Source organism: Seongchinamella sediminis (assembly GCF_003457605.1).
Classification (GTDB): Bacteria; Pseudomonadota; Gammaproteobacteria; order Pseudomonadales; family Halieaceae; genus Halioglobus; species Halioglobus sediminis.
Map to the genome: position 1 here is coordinate 150,666 of NZ_QRAN01000008.1, position 14,588 is coordinate 165,253.

The window sequence follows — 14,588 nt, forward strand, 5'->3', positions numbered from 1 at the left end:
CGGATTATTTCCGGCACAGGCGACGCTGGCGCTGTTATGCTTTGGTCCAGGTTTCATCGCGGAGAGTTCAATGCGCGCCCTGTACAGCGCCCTGTTTTACCTGCTGCTGCCGCTTATCGTGCTGCGCATGCTGTGGCGCTCGCGCCGGGCCCCGGCCTATCGCCAGCGGCTGGCCGAGCGCTTCGGGTTTTTCAGCTGTCCCGCCAGGGTCAGCGACGGCCCGGTGATCTGGGTGCACGCGGTCTCCGTCGGCGAGACCCTGGCGGCGGCGCCGCTGGTGGAGGATTTGCTGCGCGAGTACCCCGATCACCGGCTGGTGGTCACAACCACCACCCCCACTGGCTCCGAACGGGTCCGGGCGCTGTTTGGCGACCGGGTCTTTCACGTGTACTCGCCCTGGGACATGCCCGGCCCGGTAAAGCGCTTTCTCGCCCGGGTTCGCCCGCAACTGCTGGTTATCATGGAGACCGAGCTGTGGCCGAACCTGCTGCACTACAGCCGCCAGAGCGGCTGCCGGATTCTGCTGGCCAATGCGCGCCTGTCTGCCCGCTCCGCCCGGGGTTACCGCCGGGTCGCGGGCCTGACCCGGCAGATGCTGGGCCAGCTGGACGCCGTGGCCTGCCAGTCACCGGCTGACGGCGAGCGCCTGGTCGCCCTGGGCCTGCCGCCGCAACGGCTGCAGGTGACCGGCAGCATCAAGTTCGATATCGACCTGGACCAGCAACTGCGGCAGCAGGCGGCAGAACTGAAAGCCGCCCTCGGCCGGCCCGTGCTGCTGGGCTCCAGCACCCACGACAGCGAGGAGGCGCTCATCCTCAATGCCTTTGAGGCCCTGCGCCGGGATATTCCCGATCTCTTGTGCCTGCTGGTGCCGCGTCACCCGGAACGCTTCGGCCCGGTGTTCCAGCTGTGTAAAGACCGCGGCTACGACACCGCACGGCGCTCCGCCGCGGAACTGCCCGGCCCCCGGCAGCCGGTGCTGCTCGGCGACACCATGGGTGAATTGCGCCTGCTGTCGGGAGTCGCCTCGGTGTGTGTGATCGGCGGCAGCTTTATCGAGCACGGCGGGCAGAACGTGCTGGAGGCCGCCGCCTGGGGCGTACCGGTGGTGAGCGGGCCGCACATGTTCAACTTCGCGGAGATCACCAGCCTGCTGGTTGCGGCGGGGGGGATGCAGCAGGTCAGCGCCGCCGAGCTGCCCGCGGCCCTGCTGGCCCTGCTGGCCGATGAGGCCCGTCGCCACGACATGGGGCGTGCGGCCGCCGACGTGGTCGCCGCCAACCGCGGCGCCAGGGGCAGGCTGCTGGCCATGATCCGGGAGCAATTGGCCGGCACCTGAGCGGTGCCGGCGAGGGGCTGTTACTTGCTGCCGGTGGCGGCGGGTGGCGGAGGCGTGACCATGTTGGAGTCGAGGTTGATGACATCCTCCGGGCTCAGCAGCCCGGCCTGCTCTTTCAGCCGCAGCAGGTTGACGATGAAGTCGTAGCGGCTGTTGGCATAATCACGTTGTGCCGAGTACAGGGTGTTCTGGGCATTGAGCACGTCAACCACGTTGCGGGTGCCGACCTCATAACCGGCCTGGGTCGCGTCCAGGGCGCTCCTGGAAGAGACGATACTCTGCTTGCGCGCTTTCACCCGGGAGACATCACTGAGCACGGTCATGTGCAGCGAGCGGGTCGCCGTCACGGTATTGCGGCTGAGGTTGATACGGTTTTCCCGCGCCGCGTTGAACTCCTGTGCGGACCGGCGCCGGTTGGCGCTGATTGCGCCGCCGGAGTAGAGCGGTACATCCACCCGTACTTCCCAGTAGTCGCCATCGGTGCTGTTGAAGGGCGAGGTGTTGAATCCGGTCTCGGGCTCGATCGTCCGGCTGCCGTTGGTCTCGTTGTCGGAATAGCGGTAGTTGCCGCTGACCGTAAACGCGTGCTCCAGGGCGCTGGCCTTGGCCTGCTGGCGGGCCGCCTCTTCACGGTACTCGGCCGCCTTCAGCGAGAAGTTGTTGTCGAGGGCAAATTCAACCCAGGAGGCCCGGTCAGTCGGCTCCGGTGCCTGGGGGTCAAACTCTGCCTTGAGCAGGTTCAGGTTTTCGTGCTTCTGGCCGGTGAGCACGGACAGCTGCTCCAGCGCCACGGCGACGTTGTTCTCGTCGACAATGCGATTGACCTGGGACAGGTCATAGGCTGCCTGGGCTTCGTAGACGTCGGTGATGGCAATCAGGCCAACCTCAAAGCGCTGCTGGGTCTGCTCGAGCTGCCGCTCGAAGGCCCGCTCCTGGGCCTTGGACGCTTCCAGGTTGTCCTGGGCGCGCAGCACCGCCAGGTAGGCCTCCACCACGCGCACAATCAGGTTCTGCTGGTTGCCGGCGAAGGTCGCCTCGGCTTCCCTGGTCAGTTCCTTGCCGGACTTGAAGCTGAACCAGGCGGGCAGGTCGAACAGGGCCTGGTTGAGGGACACGGTAAAGCCCTCGCTGATAGTGTCGTTGGTGGTCGTGGTATCAACGGTGACGATACCGTCCTCGCCCAGTTCCAGGCTCTCACTGTCGGTGTCAGTGTCGGAGCCGGAGCGCGAGTAGTTGGCGCCAATTTGCGGCAGCAGTGCCGACAGCCCCAGGTTTTCCTGTTCGCGGTTGGCCAGGTAAGTCGCCTCCTCCGCCTTCAGCTGCGCATCGTTCTCCAGCGCCAGTTCATAAATGTCGAGCAGGGAGTCAGCGCTTGCGCTCGACGTTGCCAGTGAAAGTGCCAACGCGATAAGCGTGACGCCAGTCCTTCTCATGTGTCTTCCTCTACGATGGGTCCGCGCGTTTACTGGGGGCGCGGTATTCGGGAGCCCGATTTTAGCAGCCTGCGGCCCGTCTTGCATTGTGTGAACTGCAGCTCAAAATTGGCCATAGTCTTGGCTATCATAAGTGTTACACTCGAAACTCGTCCACGTCACAGGACGTGGAATTGATACGTTTCGTCGATTTCATCTTTACAGGAGACAGGTTGTAGGTGCTGCACGCCGGTAACAGGCCGTTCAAACTTGATCTCGCAGAACTACACGCGGTCTGCGAGGCCAATTACGCGCGCCTGTTGCGCCTGTTTCCCGATTACGAGACCAGCAACCACCGGGACTTTCACCTGGGCCCGGCCCGCGTCCGGCTGGAGGTGCTGGAGCGCAGTCGCTATACCACCATCTTCCGGCTGTCGCAGCAGCATGCCGAGGCGCGCTGGCTGGGAAGCCTGCGGGTGGAAGTCCGCGCCTACCACGATGCGGGGATGCTCGAGGTGGGCAGCTTCCAGTCCCACCGCAGCATCCAGCCGCGTTACCACTACCCCAACGCAAAAATGCACCAGCAGGATGAGAAGTCCCAGCAGAACCGTTTCCTGGCCGACTGGCTGGAGCATTGTCTGGGTAATGGTCACAGCAGTCATCCCGTCGTGGTCGGGGCCTGAGCGGTACTGACCGCTGTCCAGCATGCCGGAATCACGACACATGACCTGCAGGATAGTCGACACGGGCGACCCGCTGCGGCTGCTGCAGCTAACCGATACCCACCTCTGCGCCGAGGCCGGCGGCACCTTGCTGGACATGGATACCGATCGCTCCCTGCAGCTGGTTATTGATCGGGCGCTGCGCGAGCGGGGCACCCCCGATGTGCTGCTGTGTACCGGCGATCTCTCGGACGGAGGTTTTCGTAGCGCCTACCAGCGGTTGGAGGGCTACCTGCAGAAAATTGCCGCGCCCAGCTTCTGGCTGCCGGGTAATCACGATGACCGTGCGGAGATGCTCGCTGCCGTCAGCGACAAAGTGTGCCTGCCCGGAGAAATCCGCGCTGGGCAATGGCAGCTCATCATGCTCGACTCGCAGATTCCCGGCGAGGTCGGCGGCCGGCTGGGAGAAACCGAACTGCAGCGCCTGGCGGCGGCCCTGGAGGCGGGCAGGCAGGACGGGCTGCATGCGCTGGTGTGCCTGCACCACCAGCCGGTGGCCGTCGGCAGCGCCTGGATCGACCAACAAATGGTGGCGGACGCCGCACAGTTCTGGCAGCTGCTGGACAGTTACGCCAGCGTGAAGGGAGTGCTCTGGGGCCATGTCCACCAGCAGATCGACAGGCAGCGCGGGTCTGTTGCCCTGATGGCCTCGCCGTCTACCTGCGTCCAGTTCGCCCCCGGCAGCACGAATTTCAAGGCGGACGACAAGCCCCCGGGCTACCGCTGGCTGGAGTTGTACGCAAACGGGCGCATAGAAACCGGGGTTTCCCGGGTCACCGATGCCGAGTTTACCGTCGACCTGGAGTGTGGCGGCTACCTGTAGGCGGTGGCCAAAAAATTCGTTTTCCCTGGCTGTGGTCAGGCCCCGCTCATGTACAATGAGCCGAATTGAACTCCCGCAGTAACCACACATCAGTGCACCAATGAGCCAATATACCGCTGAAGATATCGAAGTCCTCACCGGACTCGAGCCCGTGCGCAAGCGCCCGGGCATGTACACCGACACCACCCGCCCCAATCACCTGGCCCAGGAAGTTATCGACAACTCCGTGGACGAGGCCCTGGCCGGCCATGCCGACCAGATAGACGTCATCCTGCACAGGGACGGCTCCGTTACCGTGGCCGACAACGGCCGCGGCATGCCGGTGGACATCCATCCCGAACAGCGCAAGCCCGGAGTGGAAGTTATCCTCTCTACCCTGCATGCGGGCGGCAAGTTCTCCAGCAAGAACTACCAGTTCAGCGGCGGCCTGCACGGTGTGGGGGTGTCCGTGGTCAATGCGTTGTCGAAAGCACTGCTGGTTACCATCAGGCGTGACGGCAAGGTCCACCAGATCAGCTTTTCCGGCGGCGAGAAGACCTCTGACCTGGAGGTCATCGACACCTGCGGCAAGCGCAATACCGGGACCACGGTAAAATTTACCCCGGACGAGACCTACTTCGACTCGGTCAATTTTTCCGTGTCGCGCCTGGTCCATGTGCTGCGCGCCAAGGCCGTGTTGTGTCCTGGCCTGCGGGTGAAGTTCACGGACGAAAAAAAGGGCGAGACCGAGGAGTGGTATTACGAGGACGGCCTTACCGACTACCTGGCCGACGCCACCATCGATTTTCCCGCCATCCCCGAACAGCCCTTTGTCGGCAGCTTCAGCGGCAGCAACGAGGGGGTCGACTGGGCGGTGCAATGGTTGCCCGAGGGCGGCGAGGTGATCGCCGAGTCCTACGTCAACCTGATTCCCACCGCCCAGGGCGGCACCCACGTCAACGGCCTGCGCACCGGCCTGCTGGATGCCATGCGCGAGTTCTGTGAATTGCGCAGCCTGCTGCCCCGGGGGGTCAAGCTGACCCCGGACGATATCTGGGACCGCTGCTGTTACGTGCTGTCTTCCAAGCTGGAGGACCCGCAGTTTTCCGGCCAGACCAAGGAGCGCCTGTCCTCGCGCGAGGCCGCGGCCTTTGTCTCCGGGGTCGCCAAGGATGCCTTCAGCCTGTGGCTGAACCAGCACACGGAAGCGGCGGAAAAGCTGGCGGAGATGTGCATCAACAACGCCCAGAGCCGCATGCGCAGCGCCAGGAAAGTGGTGCGCAAGAAGGTTTCCGCCGGGCCCGCCCTGCCGGGCAAGCTGGCGGACTGTTCCGGCGAGGACCCGGCCCGCGGCGAGCTGTTCCTGGTGGAGGGTGACTCCGCCGGCGGCAGCGCCAAGCAGGCCCGGGACCGGGAATTCCAGGCCATTCTTCCCCTGCGCGGCAAGATACTCAACACCTGGGAAGTCGACTCGCAGGAAATTCTCGCCTCCCAGGAAGTGCACAATATTTCTGTCGCCCTGGGCATAGACCCGGCCAGCGATGATCTGTCCGGGCTGCGCTACCACAAGGTCTGCATCCTCGCCGACGCCGACTCCGACGGCCTGCACATCGCCACCCTGATCTGCGCCCTGTTCGTGCGCCACTTCCGCAGCCTGGTGGCGGCCGGCCACGTGTACGTGGCCATGCCGCCCCTGTATCGCATCGATGTCGGCAAGGAAGTGTTTTACGCCCTGGACGAGGGCGAGAAGCAGGGCATCCTGGACCGCATCGAGGCGGAAAAGAAGCGGGGCAAGGTCAATGTGCAGCGCTTCAAGGGCCTGGGGGAAATGAACCCCCTGCAGCTGCGCGAGACCACCATGGACCCCGACACCCGGCGCCTGGTGCGCCTGGTGCTGGACGCCGGCGACGGCACCAACAACATGCTCGACATGCTGCTGGCCAAGAAGCGCGCCTCGGACCGCAAGTCCTGGCTGGAGAAAAAAGGCGACCTGGCGGAAGTGGTGTAAGCCACCCCGTCATCCCGGCACCTTCCCGTCATCCCGGCGAAAGCCGGGATCCAGCGACCCCAGACCCACTCCCCCCCGGGCCGCCAGGCCCGGATATCAGATCGACCGCTGGTTCACCCGCGCCATCAACTCCTCCGCCGATTCCCGGCGCTCGGAATAGCGATCCACCAGGTAGCCGGCAACGTCCCGGGTCAGCAGGGTGAACTTCAGCAGCTCCTCACAGACATCGACAATGCGGTCATAGAAAGCCGAGGGTTTCATCCGGTCGTTGTCGTCAAACTCGGCCCAGGCCCTCGCGACCGAGGACTGGTTGGGAATGGTGATCATGCGCATCCAGCGACCCAGCACCCGCAGCTGATTCACCGCGTTGAATGACTGGGAACCGCCTTCCACCTGCATCACCGCCAGGGTTTTGCCCTGGGTCGGGCGCACTGCGCCAATGCTCAGCGGCACCCAGTCGATCTGCGCTTTCATGATGGCGGTCATTGCCCCGTGGCGCTCCGGTGAGCACCACACCTGGCCCTCTGACCAGGCCATCAGCGCGCGCAGTTCCTGTACCTTGGGGTGGCTGTCATCGCCGTCGTCCGGCAGCGGCAGGCCGGCCGGGTTGAAAATCCGCGTTTCCGCGCCCATCCGCTGCAGCAGGCGGGCGCTCTCCTCCACCACCAGCCGGCTGAAGGAGCGCTGGCGCAGGGAACCATAGAGCAGCAGGATGCGCGGCGGGTGACTGGAGCGTTCCCGGGGTACCAGGCGCTCCAGGTCCGGGCTGTCCAGAAGCTCGGGGCTTGTATTGGGCAGGTCACTTGCTGCCTCTTCGTGATCCCGGCGCAGGCTGTTTGCTGCCGCAATGTCATCCCGGCGCAGGCCGGGATCTATCGTCTTGTCCGTCATGGCTTATCCGCGATTGTTTCTGGTTGCGGGGGAAACCATCCCCGGGTGTTATTGGCAAATTTGACCAGCGACAGCATGACAGGCACCTCCACCAGCACGCCGACTACCGTCGCCAGGGCCGCGCCCGAGTTGAGGCCGAACAGGGAAATCGCTACCGCTACCGCCAGTTCGAAGAAGTTGCTGGTGCCGATCAGGGCAGCGGGGGCGGCCACGTTGTGCGGCAACTGCAGGCGTTTCGCGGCGAGGTAGGCGATACAGAAAATGCCGTAGGTCTGGATCAGCAGCGGAATGGCGATCAGCAGGATCTGCTCTGGCCTGGCCAGAATGGTCCGGGCCTGGAAGCCAAACAACAGCACCACGGTAGCCAGCAGACCGATGATCGACAGCGGCTTCAGGCGCTGCACAAACCGTGAAGTCTCGTTGTGCAGGAGGCGCCGGGTCAGGTAACCCGCCACCAGCGGCAATACCACGTACAGCACCACCGACAGCAGCAGGGTTTCCCAGGGTACGGTGATATTGCTGACGCCCAGCAGGAAGGCGGCGATGGGCGCGAAGGCAAAAATCATGATGATGTCGTTGACCGACACCTGCACCAGGGTGTAGTTGGGGTCGCCTTTGGTCAGCTGGCTCCACACGAACACCATGGCGGTGCAGGGCGCGACCCCCAGCAGAACCATGCCGGCGATATATTCGCTGGCGGTTTGCGGGTCGACCAGATCGGCGAAAATAACCCGGAAGAACAGCCAGCCGATGGCGGCCATGGTAAAGGGCTTCACCAGCCAGTTGATCACCAGGGTCAGCGCCAGGCCGCGCGGTTTGCGGCCCACATCCTTTAGCGCCGAGAAATCCACCTGGATCATCATCGGGTAGATCATCAGCCAGATCAGCACGGCGATCAGCAGGTTGACCTGGGCGTATTCCCAGCTGGCGATGGTGGCGAAGGCACCGGGAAACAGGTTCCCCAGGCCGACCCCGGCGAGAATACACAGGCCGACCCACAGGCTCAGGTAACGTTCAAACAATCCCATCAGTATTCTCCCAGGCGCTTTAACAGGGCCAGGCGCTGTTGCCCGTCCAGGGCGGTCGGTTCAGCGGCCAGCAGTTGTTCGCAGCGCCGACGTAGCAGGTCAATGGTGTGGCGGAAGGCGGTGGCGACTTCTTCCTCGCTACCCTCCAGTCGAGAGGGGTCTTCCAGTCCCCAGTGCACCCTGAGGCTGCGGCCAAACCACAGCGGACACTGTTCACCGGCGGCCTGGTCACACACTGTTATCACCACATCCGGCTGCCAGTCCTCGTGCTCGTCCCAGGACTGGCTGCGCAGGCCACCGGTATTGATGCCGGCTTCCTGCAGGTAGCGCAGGGACAGGGGGTGGACTTCGCCGGAGGGTTGGCTGCCAGCGGAGCGAGCCTCAATGGCCTCACCTCCCAGGTGATTGCACACGGCTTCGGCGATAATGCTGCGGCAGCGGTTGTGGGTACAGACAAACAGGAGCTTCATGCGGTTTCGCCACAGTGTTGGCGGTTGCGTTGCGGCCGGTCGCCCATCGCCAGCAGGCGCTGGCAGCAGCCGGCGGTGAGCTGCGGGTTGCTGGCGGCGGTGCTGTCGATCACCGCCTGCACCCAGGGGGGCAGTTCGCTGTTAATGGCGTAATAAACCCATTGCCCGGCCCGACGGGTGGAGAGCAGGCCGCAGTCCCGCAGCTGGCCGAGATGGCGCGAGACCTTGGGCTGGCTGAGGGCCAGTGCTGCGGTCAGTTCACAGACGCACAGCTCGCCCTGTTCCCAGATCAGCAAAACAACGCTGAGGCGGGTCTCATCCGCCAGGCATTTGAACAGGCTCAATGCGTCCATGGATTCTCCGTCAGTTGCGCGGCAATATATACGGATTTCCGTATATATGCAATTGTGAATATGTGGTTTTGGCGGCTAATGCTTGGTCTCCTCGCGTCCCGGCGCTAGGATGGCCTATTGTCCCGGCCAATTTTGACAGCAGGAGTACCACCATGAACAAACGAATCGCCATCGCAGGTGTCCTGGCCGCAGGGTATTTGGCCTGCGCCCAGGCCATGGCCCAGTGGGAACTGGATTCCGAGCATTCGAGCATCAACTTTATTTCCGTCAAGAATGCGGCCATCGCCGAAACCCACAGTTTTGACAGCCTGGTGGGCTATGTCGGCAAGAGCGGCAATGTGCAGCTCACCATCGACCTGGCCAGCGTGGAGACCCTGATCCCGATTCGCAACGAGCGGATGCGGGACATGCTGTTTAAAACAGTAGAGTTCCCCAGTGCCAGCATCGCCGCCGAGGTAGACCCGGCAATCCTGGCGGAGGTCGACAAGGGGGGCACCGTGAGCACCGAGGTGCCGGTGCGTTTAAGCCTGCACGGGGTGGACGATGACCTCACCGTGCCGGTGACCGTGTTCAGTGACGGCGGCAGCCTGAGCGTGGTGAGCTCCAGGCCGGTGATCATCAACGCCGCCGACTTCGGCCTGGCCGGGGGGGTGGAAGCCCTGCGCAAGGTCGCCGGCCTCAACAGCATCAGCACCGCGGTACCGGTGACCCTGAACCTGCATTTCAGTCATGCACCCTGAGCAGCGCAGGGGCTGAGGGCCGTATCAGCCCAGGTGGAGGAAGGTACCCACGCCGTCAAAGAACATCTGTACCGAAATGATCACCAGGATCATCCCCATCAGGCGCTCAACCGCGATCAGGCCGCGATTGCCCAGCGCCTTCAGCAGCAGGGGCGCGCACATCAGGATGATCGCCGTCGCTGCCCAGGCGCCAATCAGTGCCAGGGTCCAGTCGAACATGCGGCTGGGGTCTGATGTCACCATGAGCATGGAGATGGCCAGCGCCGAGGGGCCGGCTACCATGGGAATGGCCAGGGGTACGATAAAGGGCTCGCCCTCCGGCGTTTCACCCATCAGCCCGTAGGGAGAGGGAAAAATCATCCGCACCGCAATCAGGAACAGGATGATCGCGCCGGCAATACTGATGGACTCCTGGCGCAGGCCGAGCAGGTTCAGCACGGTCTCGCCGCCCCACAGGAAAATCAGCAACACCACCAGTGCGATCAGCAACTCGCGCGCCAGAATCCACTGGCGGCGCTTTTCGTCCACATCCTTGAGGATGGCGAGAAACACCGGGATATTGCCCAGCGGATCCATGACGAAGAGCAGGGTGATAAAGGCGGAAATGGTATCCAAGGGATGATCTCGCAGGCGGCGGTAGTCGGAAGTGGCCGAGTATATATGCAATAGGCGGCGGTCCCAACCGCCGGCCCCGGCCGGGTGGGGCTGTGTTATGCTGCAGGGACCACAAAACGGGCTATGCTTGTGGAGCGCGGTGGCAGGGAATCTGCCGGGCCTGGCAACAACAGTCCCAGGGAGGCGCCCCAATGCGCATGTTAAAAATTATTCCCCGGCTGGCCGCGGTTACCAGCATCTGTACCCTGGCGGCCTGTGGCGGCTCGGGTTTCATCGCTCCGGACCAGCCGCCCCAGGTCTACACCCCAACCCAACTGCTCGACGGCTCCCTGCTGGCCGAACCGATGGCAGATCCGCAGGTTGAACTGCTCGCCGTCAACGACGACATGCGCGCCTTCCTGGCCGAACATCTGCCCGACGGTGGTAACAAGAAACAGAAGGTCGAAAAAATTCTGGAGGCCATTCTCGATGACGGCCTGCGTCTCGACTACAACCTGTTTTACACCCTCACCGCCGAAGAAGCGTTCTATACCCGCGAGGGCAACTGCATGTCGTTCACCAACCTGTTCGTTGCACTGGCGCGGGAGGCTGGCATCAACGCAACATTCCAGGAGGTCGAGGTGCCGCCCACCTGGGAGTCGCGCAACGAATCCTGGCTGTTCAACAAGCACCTGAACGCGGTGGTGGACTTGCCGGGGGGCAGCATGATGGTGGATTTTGCCCTCGGGGAATTCAATACCGACTACGACCGGCACCTGCTCGACGACGAGGAAGTGCTGGCCCGCTACCACAATAATATGGGCGTGCACCTGATGATGGACGGCGAGCTGCAGCAGGCCTTCCCCCATTTTCGCAAGGCGATCGAGCTGGCCCCCGACACCGGGTACGTGTGGACCAACCTCGGCAGCCTCTATCGCCGGCTGGATAACGAGGCCGCTGCCGAGGGTGCCTACCTCGAGGGGATAGCGGTTGCCCGTGACCCCGCCGCCATGAGCAATCTCGCCCGCCTCTACCAGGCCCGGGGCAGGACAGACCTGGCGGCATGGTACGAAGGCAAGGTGGAATTATTCCGCCTCAATAATCCCTATTACCTGCACCAGCTCGCCAGGGAGGCCTTCGATGCCGGCCAGTATGAACTGGCCGTAAGTCACTCCAGGTCGGCATTGCGGCGGGATGGCGACAAGCACGAGATGCACAGCCTGCTGGGCATGTCCTATGTGAAGCTGGGCGATTATGAGGCCGCCAGTAAGGCCTTCCGCTCGGCGGCTGCACGGGCGGAGGATGCCGGGCAGAAAGCCGGCTACTCGAAGAAGCTCGAGATGCTGGCCCAGCACTGAAGGGAAGTATTTTTGACTGACACACAGGCCAGGTCGCTGCCGCAAAGCAGCGGCTGGGACACCTACTGGCGCGGCATGCAGGGCAACCCCGCCCATGCTGCCGGCGGCACCCGGGAACCGGTGCTGGAGGATTTCTGGCAGGGGCTGTTCGGAGAGCGTATTCCGGCGGCTGGCTGTTCGGTGCTCGAACTGGCCTGCGGCAGCGGCGCTGTTGCCGCCATTGCGGCGAAAACCCGGCCCCGCGCCCGCTTGTTCTGCTCCGATATTTCCCCCAGCGCCCTGGCCCTGGCCCGCGCTAGTCTGCCGGCAGCGACTTTCGCCGCCAGTCACGGCCGGCAACTGCCTTTTCCGGACCAGGCTTTCGACCTGGTTGTGAGCCAGTTCGGTATCGAGTACGCAGGGCTGGAGGCCCTGCCGGAAGCGGCCAGGACAGTGGCTCCCGGGGGGTGCCTGGCCGTGGTCCTGCACCTGCGCGAGGGGGGCATCTACCGCGACTACAGCCGCAACCGGGAGGTGATACAGGCGCTGCGGGATACCGGCATCACCGGGCGGGCCGGCGAAGCCTTCGCCGCGGGTTTTGATCTTGTCGAGGGCAGGGGCACTGAGGCGCAGTTCCATGCCGCGGAAGGCCGCTTCAAGTCTGCGGTACGCGCGCTCGAGTCACTGTTCGGCCAATATGGAACCAGCGTGGCGGACGGGCTGCCCGGGCAGATTTACCAGGATATCGCCCATATGTACCCGCGCCTGCGGGCCTACCAGCGGCAGGACATCAGCAACTGGCTGGGCGCCATTGGCGCTGAGCTGGATGCCTACGAGGGGCGGCTGTCGTCGATGCTGGCCAGCGCCCTCGGGGAAGTCGAGGTCAATGACTTCATCGCTGACTGCGAATTAAAGGGACTGCAGCTGCGGCGCCGCGAGCAATTGCTGCTGGGCGCACCCGCGAGTCCCTCCGGCTGGATTCTGGTCCTGCAGCGGCAGTGCCGACTCAGGTAATGTGAACAGGCCCTAGCTGCCGCCGACCTCGCCGCGGCCCTGCAGGGCTTCGCGCTGGATGGTGTCTGTGGCTTCCTTGGCGGCACGGGCCAGCTCATCCCATTGTGCGTTGGTCTTGCAGACCTTTTTGCCCAGGCGGCTGCCTGTCTGCGCGTAGCGCTTGCAACGTATGGCGTTGGGGTCGTCCCGGTCATTGACCGCGACCTGTTCCGCTGCCGCGGCGGTCGATTCGGCGGCATTGTCTGCGGCCACCTCATTGCTGCCCTGGTTGCTGGCGCAACCGGCCAGTACCAGGCAAAAAATGGCGGCAGTAGCGATGTTCAAACGGCTGTTCATTGGAGCCTCCTCAGCTTATAAGGTGACAGTGTCAACGTCTGAACCGCCAGCGTCAACCTCTGTGGCGTTCTTTTCCCCGGTCAAAAGGTATATCATGCCCTGCTCGGGTATTGATTCCGCAGTCGGTTTTACGCCGATGTGAGCCTTTTCGGACTAACAACCGGGATGGAGATTCTTGCAATGCGCTCCTTTCTTGTGTCTGCTGCATTGGCAGCATGGTTCGTCGCCCCGGCCGCGGCGGTCTCGCCCCATAATTCCATTAATCCCGAAAAACCCAAGCCCACGCCCTACGGGCTGGATATTGTCCGCAGCGCCGAAAAGGCGCAGACAGAGGCCCCATTGAGGCCCGTCGAGGTAAGTCCTGATCGGCAGTCAAGGGACCTGGCCAGTTCTTTCGGCGGGCTGGTTGAGGCCTTCGAGCGCCAGGGCGGGCCCTACGACCTGCGGCTCGCTGAACCTCTCCACGGCATGGGTAAAGCGCTGATGGAAAGCGGCGAACCCCTTGCCGCCATGAGGGTCTTCCGCCGGGCGATGCAGGTATCCAGGATTAACGAGGGCCTCAACGCCCCGACCCAGTTACCCATTTACGGTGACATGATCCAGCTGCGCCTGTTACTGGGCCAGTTTGACCAGGCCGATGAACTGGTGGAGCGCCGCTTCAGTGTGCAACAGGCAGTGTATGCCCAGGGCAGCGATGAATGGCACAGTGCCACCCGTGAATACATTGACTGGCAACGCCAGGCCTACCTGCAGGGCGTTGGCGGTGAATCCTACCTGCGCCTGCTGAACATGCACGACCTGCACAGCGACAATATCGAGTGGCTGCAGCAGCAGGGAGGCAACGACGCCGAGCTTATCCAGCAGCTCAACGACCGCATGCTCGTCGAGTACCTGATTTCCCGCTACGACGGCGAGCGCCAGTCGATGCTGCGCATTCAGCTGAGTGGACCCGGCGACCCGGACCCGCTGATGAGCGGCCAGCTGGAGGGCGAGCGCTTCCGGCAGTTGCAGAAAAATAATTTCCGCAACGGCCGCCGGGCACTGGAAGCGATTATCGCCGCCACCGAGCGCAGCGAGGGGCCGGAATCGGAGTCGGTTGCCGAGGCCTACGTGGCCCTCGGTGACTGGTATATGTGGTGGCAGGAGGAGAGCCGCGCCCTGCAGCATTACCGCAAGGCCTGGGAACTGCTCGCTGCTAACGCTGGCTCCGGTGCCCAGGGCAATACCTTTTTCGACAGACCGGTAGAGCTGCCGGACACCCGGGTATTTCTCTCCGACGGTTCAGTGCCCACCGAAAACGCCCAGGCCAAGGCCCGGGTCATGTTCACGGTGTCCAGGCTGGGCGAGGCCCGGGACATAGAAATTCTCGAGCAGGAACCCCCGGAAGACATGGGCGCCCGGGTGGTGCTGCACCGCCTGTTGCGCGATGTCCGCTTCCGGCCGGTGATCAGGGACGGGGAGGCGGTCGCCTGGACCGGGCTGCGCCGGGACTACAGCTACCAGTACTGACGACCGGGAGTAAACACCATCGACCAACGTGAC

Annotated in this window: 15 protein-coding genes; 8 read left to right on the plus strand and 7 right to left on the minus strand. The window is 63.7% G+C overall.

Going from position 1 to position 14,588, the window contains the following annotated elements:
- The first annotated feature begins 70 nt into the window (after positions 1-70).
- Entirely contained in the window at positions 71-1,339 is a 1,269-nt protein-coding gene (gene waaA, locus DWB85_RS09430) for a lipid IV(A) 3-deoxy-D-manno-octulosonic acid transferase (RefSeq protein WP_117953987.1), read from the plus strand.
- A gap of 20 nt (positions 1,340-1,359) precedes the next feature.
- Here the strand turns inward: waaA and DWB85_RS09435 are convergent, their stop codons facing one another.
- Entirely contained in the window at positions 1,360-2,772 is a 1,413-nt protein-coding gene (locus DWB85_RS09435) for a TolC family outer membrane protein (RefSeq protein ID WP_117953988.1), read from the minus strand.
- 218 nt (positions 2,773-2,990) lie between these two features.
- On the opposite strand from DWB85_RS09435, the gene DWB85_RS09440 reads away from it, so the two are divergent.
- From DWB85_RS09440 to parE, 3 genes are all read left to right on the plus strand, one after another.
- A complete protein-coding gene (locus DWB85_RS09440) occupies positions 2,991-3,434 on the plus strand; it encodes a DUF1249 domain-containing protein (RefSeq protein WP_205422703.1) in 444 nt (147 codons plus the stop codon).
- Between the two features lie 40 nt (positions 3,435-3,474).
- Positions 3,475-4,296, plus strand: coding sequence for a 3',5'-cyclic-AMP phosphodiesterase (gene cpdA, locus DWB85_RS09445; RefSeq protein WP_239017275.1), 822 nt, complete (start codon positions 3,475-3,477; stop codon positions 4,294-4,296).
- 100 nt (positions 4,297-4,396) lie between these two features.
- The gene (gene parE, locus DWB85_RS09450) at positions 4,397-6,283 is read left to right on the plus strand and encodes a DNA topoisomerase IV subunit B (RefSeq protein ID WP_117953992.1); all 1,887 of its coding nucleotides are present in this window, start codon (positions 4,397-4,399) and stop codon (positions 6,281-6,283) included.
- A gap of 96 nt (positions 6,284-6,379) precedes the next feature.
- Here parE and arsH read toward each other — a convergent pair whose 3' ends face one another.
- Genes arsH through DWB85_RS09470 form a run of 4 tightly spaced genes read right to left on the minus strand, consistent with a single transcriptional unit; the run spans position 6,380 to position 9,025 of the window.
- Positions 6,380-7,174: an arsenical resistance protein ArsH gene (gene arsH, locus DWB85_RS09455; protein ID WP_117953994.1), complete on the minus strand. Its 795-nt coding sequence runs from the start codon at positions 7,172-7,174 to the stop codon at positions 6,380-6,382.
- A complete protein-coding gene (arsB, locus tag DWB85_RS09460) occupies positions 7,171-8,202 on the minus strand; it encodes an ACR3 family arsenite efflux transporter (RefSeq protein ID WP_117953997.1) in 1,032 nt (343 codons plus the stop codon). Before arsB ends, arsH begins: the two co-directional genes overlap by 4 nt.
- A complete protein-coding gene (locus DWB85_RS09465) occupies positions 8,202-8,672 on the minus strand; it encodes an arsenate reductase ArsC (RefSeq protein WP_117953998.1) in 471 nt (156 codons plus the stop codon). Before DWB85_RS09465 ends, arsB begins: the two co-directional genes overlap by 1 nt.
- Positions 8,669-9,025, minus strand: coding sequence for a metalloregulator ArsR/SmtB family transcription factor (locus DWB85_RS09470; protein WP_117953999.1), 357 nt, complete (start codon positions 9,023-9,025; stop codon positions 8,669-8,671). The genes DWB85_RS09465 and DWB85_RS09470 overlap by 4 nt, the downstream gene beginning before the upstream one ends.
- A 152-nt stretch (positions 9,026-9,177) precedes the next feature.
- Between DWB85_RS09470 and DWB85_RS09475 the strand changes: the two genes are divergently transcribed.
- A complete protein-coding gene (locus tag DWB85_RS09475) occupies positions 9,178-9,765 on the plus strand; it encodes a YceI family protein (RefSeq protein WP_162846069.1) in 588 nt (195 codons plus the stop codon).
- Between the two features lie 24 nt (positions 9,766-9,789).
- On the opposite strand, the gene DWB85_RS09480 is transcribed toward DWB85_RS09475, so the two are convergent.
- A complete protein-coding gene (locus tag DWB85_RS09480) occupies positions 9,790-10,380 on the minus strand; it encodes a YhgN family NAAT transporter (RefSeq protein ID WP_117954001.1) in 591 nt (196 codons plus the stop codon).
- Between the two features lie 191 nt (positions 10,381-10,571).
- Here DWB85_RS09480 and DWB85_RS09485 point away from each other — a divergent pair, with 191 nt between their 5' ends.
- Together DWB85_RS09485 and DWB85_RS09490 are read left to right on the plus strand one after the other, a co-directional pair.
- On the plus strand, positions 10,572-11,717 hold the full coding sequence (locus tag DWB85_RS09485; RefSeq protein ID WP_117954002.1) for a tetratricopeptide repeat protein: 1,146 nt from the start codon (positions 10,572-10,574) through the stop codon (positions 11,715-11,717).
- 12 nt (positions 11,718-11,729) lie between these two features.
- Positions 11,730-12,710, plus strand: coding sequence for a class I SAM-dependent methyltransferase (locus tag DWB85_RS09490; protein ID WP_117954003.1), 981 nt, complete (start codon positions 11,730-11,732; stop codon positions 12,708-12,710).
- A 12-nt stretch (positions 12,711-12,722) separates the two neighbouring features.
- Here the strand turns inward: DWB85_RS09490 and DWB85_RS09495 are convergent, their stop codons facing one another.
- Complete coding sequence (locus DWB85_RS09495) at positions 12,723-13,046, minus strand: hypothetical protein (protein WP_117954004.1); 324 nt, start codon at positions 13,044-13,046, stop codon at positions 12,723-12,725.
- Positions 13,047-13,226: 180 nt separating this feature from the next.
- Between DWB85_RS09495 and DWB85_RS09500 the strand changes: the two genes are divergently transcribed.
- Positions 13,227-14,555, plus strand: a complete 1,329-nt coding sequence (locus DWB85_RS09500) for an energy transducer TonB (RefSeq protein WP_117954005.1) — start codon at positions 13,227-13,229, stop codon at positions 14,553-14,555.
- The last annotated feature ends 33 nt before the right edge of the window (positions 14,556-14,588 follow it).

What these genes read in the sequence shown, in the direction of transcription:
- waaA (WP_117953987.1), top strand. Translation starts at nt 71, where the DNA reads ATGCGCGCCCTGTACAGCGCCCTGTTTTACCTGCTGCTGCCGCTTATC.
- DWB85_RS09435 (WP_117953988.1), bottom strand. Translation starts at nt 2,772, where the DNA reads ATGAGAAGGACTGGCGTCACGCTTATCGCGTTGGCACTTTCACTGGCA.
- cpdA (WP_239017275.1), top strand. Translation starts at nt 3,475, where the DNA reads ATGACCTGCAGGATAGTCGACACGGGCGACCCGCTGCGGCTGCTGCAG.
- parE (WP_117953992.1), top strand. Translation starts at nt 4,397, where the DNA reads ATGAGCCAATATACCGCTGAAGATATCGAAGTCCTCACCGGACTCGAG.
- arsH (WP_117953994.1), bottom strand. Translation starts at nt 7,174, where the DNA reads ATGACGGACAAGACGATAGATCCCGGCCTGCGCCGGGATGACATTGCG.
- arsB (WP_117953997.1), bottom strand. Translation starts at nt 8,202, where the DNA reads ATGGGATTGTTTGAACGTTACCTGAGCCTGTGGGTCGGCCTGTGTATT.
- DWB85_RS09465 (WP_117953998.1), bottom strand. Translation starts at nt 8,672, where the DNA reads ATGAAGCTCCTGTTTGTCTGTACCCACAACCGCTGCCGCAGCATTATC.
- DWB85_RS09470 (WP_117953999.1), bottom strand. Translation starts at nt 9,025, where the DNA reads ATGGACGCATTGAGCCTGTTCAAATGCCTGGCGGATGAGACCCGCCTC.
- DWB85_RS09475 (WP_162846069.1), top strand. Translation starts at nt 9,178, where the DNA reads ATGAACAAACGAATCGCCATCGCAGGTGTCCTGGCCGCAGGGTATTTG.
- DWB85_RS09485 (WP_117954002.1), top strand. Translation starts at nt 10,572, where the DNA reads ATGCGCATGTTAAAAATTATTCCCCGGCTGGCCGCGGTTACCAGCATC.
- DWB85_RS09495 (WP_117954004.1), bottom strand. Translation starts at nt 13,046, where the DNA reads ATGAACAGCCGTTTGAACATCGCTACTGCCGCCATTTTTTGCCTGGTA.
- DWB85_RS09500 (WP_117954005.1), top strand. Translation starts at nt 13,227, where the DNA reads ATGCGCTCCTTTCTTGTGTCTGCTGCATTGGCAGCATGGTTCGTCGCC.